The organism is Bartonella sp. AP3QHHD (genome assembly GCF_042195765.1).
Taxonomy (GTDB): domain Bacteria; phylum Pseudomonadota; class Alphaproteobacteria; order Rhizobiales; family Rhizobiaceae; genus Bartonella.
This window is the reverse complement of sequence record NZ_JBHIPC010000073.1, coordinates 1-5,187: the sequence shown is the minus strand read 5'-3', so window position 1 is coordinate 5,187 and position 5,187 is coordinate 1. Positions and strand designations below refer to the sequence as shown.

At 38.6% G+C, this 5,187-nt stretch carries 2 protein-coding genes and 1 pseudogene; all 3 read left to right on the top strand.

Annotated features, from left to right (window positions below; genetic code table 11):
* Positions 1-970: Vomp family autotransporter (locus tag ACFIL7_RS04290; RefSeq protein ID WP_375683392.1), on the top strand; the 970-nt coding region annotated here is incomplete at its 5' end.
* A 985-nt stretch (positions 971-1,955) separates the two neighbouring features.
* A complete protein-coding gene (locus tag ACFIL7_RS04285; RefSeq protein WP_375611461.1) occupies positions 1,956-2,258 on the top strand; it encodes a hypothetical protein in 303 nt (100 codons plus the stop codon).
* Positions 2,259-2,684: 426 nt separating this feature from the next.
* Positions 2,685-5,187 (top strand): annotated as a pseudogene (locus ACFIL7_RS04280) (hypothetical protein); the annotation flags it as partial.

The window sequence follows — 5,187 nt, the reverse complement described above, 5'->3', positions numbered from 1 at the left end:
AGCGTCCTATTTAGGAGGAGGAGCGGGCTATAAGGATGGGAAATGGAGTGCACCGGAATTCAAGGTTGCACAATTTAAGAGCGACGGTAGTTCAGATGAGAAGACGAGCTATGATAATGTTGCAGCTGCGTTTGATGGTGTGAATATAGGTATGACCAATATCAACAATCGTATTCATGATGTTGAGAAGAATGTTGCATCCAATGGTTTAAATTGGAATGAAACTGAAGGAGCGTATGACGCGAAGCATGATGACAAGTCGAGCAAGATTAAGAATGTCTTAGCTGGTAAAGTTGAAGAGAATTCACAAGAAGTTGTGAATGGAGGTCAGCTATGGGAGACGAATGAGAAAGTGAAAGAGGTTGAAAAGAAAGTAGATACGATTGATCAACATGTAAAAGATATTACAACAACGGTTATGGATGGAGCGGTTAAATATGACAAAGATGATGATGGTAAAAAGACGAATAAGGTTACGTTAGTAGGAGGCAATGACAGCGAACCTGTTATGATAGATAATGTAGCGGATGGAAAGATTGAAACAGGTTCTCAGCAAGCTGTTAATGGTGGTCAGTTGCATGATTATACTGAAGAGCAGATGAAGATAGTTCTTGAAGATGCCAATAAGTATACGGATGAGAAAGTTTCTCATATTGTAAAAGATGGAGTTAATGAGGCTAATTCGTATACGGATATGAAGTTTTCGACATTAAATTATGCTGTTGAGGATGTTCGAAAAGAGGCAAGACAAGCAGCAGCTGTTGGTTTAGCGGTAGCTGGTTTACGCTATAGTGATATTCCTGGAAAATTAACAATCGCATTTGGGAGTGGTTTATGGCGTAGTCAATCTGCTTTTGCTGTTGGTGCAGGTTATACTTCAGAGAACGGTGATATTGGTTCCAACTTGTCAATTACCACTTCTGGAGGTCACTGGGGTATAAGTGCAGGGGTTAATGTGATACTCAACTAATAAACGACTAAATCCATAAAATTGATTTGCCCTTTTCTTAAATAAGAAAAAGGCAAATTTTTTATCTTTTTCCAGAGCTCTCTAAAGCTATTCTAAATGTATAAAACTCCCGTAATTATATAAAATCCGAATATAAAAAGCCTCTGACAACTTTGTTGAGAATAAAAGACCTTAGTGGTAAAGATTCAAAAAATTGATTGCTATTATTTTGATTTATTAAAATGCTTCAAGAAATGTAAATACGAATATACCCTTTATTAAAAGAAGACAGTTTTAGCTTTTATTTTCGTATAGTTTTAAACGTATGCTTTATAATGCAACGATCTACAGATATGCAACGTACTCCAAACACAAGTATTGCTTTAGGGTAGTGGAGCGCAAACGGAAAAAGAATGAAGCGTTTCTGTAGGCAATATGGCTTACGCTTTAGAGAAAAGCAGTATCGCAATAGGTAGTGAATATAATAAGAAGAGCGAACACGGGGAAAATGATTATACTCTTTCGAAGAGTGATTATTCAACAGTAGTAGCAGCTGTTTCTAAAGCTTTAGAATATGGTTCGATTGCTCTTGGTCATCCGTACATAAGCATTTGCTCAAGAAGCTATTTCTATGGGCTTCTATTCAAAAGCAAAAGGGGTTGGAAGTATCGCTTTAGGTTCCTATTCTAAAGTGATGGTTGATGGGGGGCTATCGGGAACAGCTCTGTGTCTGGTAGGACTGCTGGCGTTTTTGGGGATACGTCTGTTCTGCAAGGACTGGCTAAAAACACCTAATCTCAATGGAAAAGTACGAAAGTTTCAGTAAATATTGGTGTTCCTAGTAAGAACATAACGCGACAAATTATAGGCGTAGCAGCTGATAGCAAATCTGCCGATGCGGTGAACCTGAGACAGTTGCAAGATTTAGAAGAAGTCGTAAGAAAAAAAGAGTGGAAACAGTCTATTTCTGGTGAGGCAGCTAAAGATATGGGTGCTAGATAGTACAATGAATTTTTCATCGGGAGGAAGTAACTTCAGGGTTAAAAGAGATAAGGACGATGAAAATAAGCTCATATTTGGTTTGGCTAATGATATAGCATTGAAAAGCATAACATTAGGAGAGAAAAGAAAAGTCGATGCAACAGGCTTAGTAATTACTGATGTCCCGCAAATAACCACCGGTAATATTAATGCGGCAAGTAAAAAAGTAACAAATGTTGCAGAAGGAACTAGCAATACTGATGCAGTGAATTTTTCACAACTGAAGGGAATAAAAGAACAAGTAGCAGTGAGTATTTTTGTAAAATAGGATACAGCAACGAGACACATTACCATGAGTAAGGATATAGATGGGGCATTTTAGTAAAAAGCTTTCATAAATCCTCTAATGAAATAAAAGAGCTTATTCACGAAAAATAAACTGATGCCTAAGCGGATGATCAATAGGCACAAAAATTATACCTTTTTCAAAGAGATCAAAGCTAAAAACGACACACAACCTTTGATAGAAAAATGAAATCCATTCTAATATTAAGTATTTTTTTACTTTCCTCAAATTGACTTTCACGAACCTACCCCTAATTACCCTCTAAAGGCGTTGCAGAAACAACAGCTTACGTCTTAATTTTATTTATGTCCTAAAACACGCTGTAAAAGCAGGAACACGCAAGGGAAATAAGAAAGCTCTGGAACACACCTTTTTTGTGTTTTTAATCTATTGTTATGAGGGGGTATTATGAAAAAATATTCAACACCAAATTTGATTAAAGCTGTTTCATTGGGAACAGTTATAGCGGCGCTCTTGTCGAGTGTTTCTCCTGTGGTTGCTGCAAATCTTGCGATAACAAGTGATAAAGTTCAAAGTACAAGTGGTCCTAGCGTGTCTTATCAATACGCTAGCCATGGCAGTATTGTATTAGCTGGCGATAAGGATTACTGTGGTGTGTTTAATGTTGTTGATCGTGGTGGAAGCAATCAAGGTACTAATAACCAAATCACTGCAGAGGAACTATATGAAAGAGTTTCTATGAATAAAGAGATTAATGGCAAGCGTCCTTTTAACTGGGCGAAGGTTCAGCTTAATTGGGTTGATGATGGTCTGACCGGTAAGGGGGGATATATGGGAAAAGCAACCGGTGGTCTTTCAAATGTTCTGCCTGAAGCTTATGGTGTGTATTCTTTTGCAACTGGGTGTGGATCTTCCGCAACGGGGCATTATTCAACAGCATTTGGAGCGGCTGCAACTGCAAAGTTTGGGGGATCACAAGCTTTTGGTATTGCTGCACTTGCAGGTGGACAAGCAAGTATTGCTATAGGGGTTGCGTCTGAAGCAGTAGCAAGCAATACGATTGCTATTGGTGGGCGTGCAAAAGCAAAAGGCGTTGATAGTATTGCATTCGGTAACAAATCACTTGCAGGTGGACAAAAAGCAATTGCTATAGGTTATGGTGCTCAAGCTCAAACAGATCTTTCGATAGCGATTGGTTCAGATGCAAGAGCGACTGAGCATAAGGGTGTTGCTCTTGGGAGCGAGTCTGTGGCTGATGTTGCTGCTGGCGCTATCGGGTATAATTCTTTAACTAAAGGCCCTTCAGATTCTGACGACATGATATGGGCGAGTACGCTAGGTGCAGTGAGTGTTGGTGATGCTAAATCAAAAAAAACGCGCCAGATTGTAGGAGTGGCAGCTGGTAGTGGCGACACTGATGCCGTTAATGTTGCACAGTTAAAATCATTACAAAAATACGTAGACCAAGGTTGGACACTATCTGTTGGAGGTAAAAATGCTAAAGCTGTTGGTGTACAAGATACTGTAGATTTGTCGGCTGCAAGTGACAACCTTAAGATTACAAAAGGTGGGGAAAACAATAATGTAACATTTGATCTAGCTAATAATATTACAGTGGAACGAGTTACCGCTGGGAGAAGCTCTATCAGTGATGATGGCATTTTGTTTGCTGATGGGGCTAAAATAACTGTGGATGGTATTGATGCTGGCAATAAGCAGATTACAGGAGTGGCAGCTGGGGAAGAACCTGATGATGCAGTGAATTTTGCGCAGTTGGAGCAGGTTAATCGGGACGTTGCAAGTGTAAGTCAAAATACATCACAATATTTTGGTGGTGGTGCAGATGTATCTAATGGTAAAGCACCAACTTACACAATTCAGGGTAATTCTCATAATGATGTTGGTTCTGCTTTTAATGCTGTTGATACTTCTATCACGAATATCCAAAATCAGATTGCGAATGCGACAAAAAATAGTCTCGTTAAGCAGGAAGGAGATGCAGGTACTATTACCATTGGTGTGACAACGGGGGGTACAGAAATTAATGTTGCAAACAAATCTGGTGAAGCTCGTACAATTTCTGGTGTAAAAGCTGCAGAGCGAAATGATGAAGCTGTTAACAAAGCCCAGCTTGATAAAAGTATAGAGAAGATTTCTAATGATATTAATCTTACAAGTGCTGCTGCAGTTCTCTATGATAAAGAAAAAGATACCGTTAATTATAATAGCATAACTTTGGGTGGTGATNATGAAGCTGTTAACAAAGCCCAGCTTGATAAAAGTATAGAGAAGATTTCTAATGATATTAATCTTACAAGTGCTGCTGCAGTTCTCTATGATAAAGAAAAAGATACCGTTAATTATAATAGCATAACTTTGGGTGGTGATAAGACTACAGCACCCGTTTCCCTCCATAATGTTAAAGATGGGAAAATTTCTGAAGATTCGCATGATGCGATCAATGGGAACCAAATTAATAAAATATCTGGAGATATAGCAAATTATTTTGGTGGTGGTGCCTCGTTCGAAAATGGTGCTTTTAAAGGACCAAACTATAGTTTATCTGTTATTGTTGAAGATGGTCAGGTGGCAAAAGCCAATTATCATGATGTTGGCTCAGCTTTGAGTGGTCTCGATGCAAATGTGAAGAGTGTGAATAGTCATCTCACGAATGTGGTCAATAATTTTACACAACAAATCAATGATATTACACAAGAAGTCAAAGGGGATGCTTTGTTGTGGAGCAATGATGAGCAGGCATTTGTAGCACAGCATGGAGAGGAAAAAACCAATAGCAAAATTAAGTTTCTTGCTAATGGAGATATTTCTGCTAATTCAACCGATGCAGTGAATGGTTCGCAGCTCTTTGCTACTAATCAGAATGTTATCACTGTTACGAATCATCTCTCAACAATTTCTCAAAATACATCACAATATTTTGGTGGTGGTG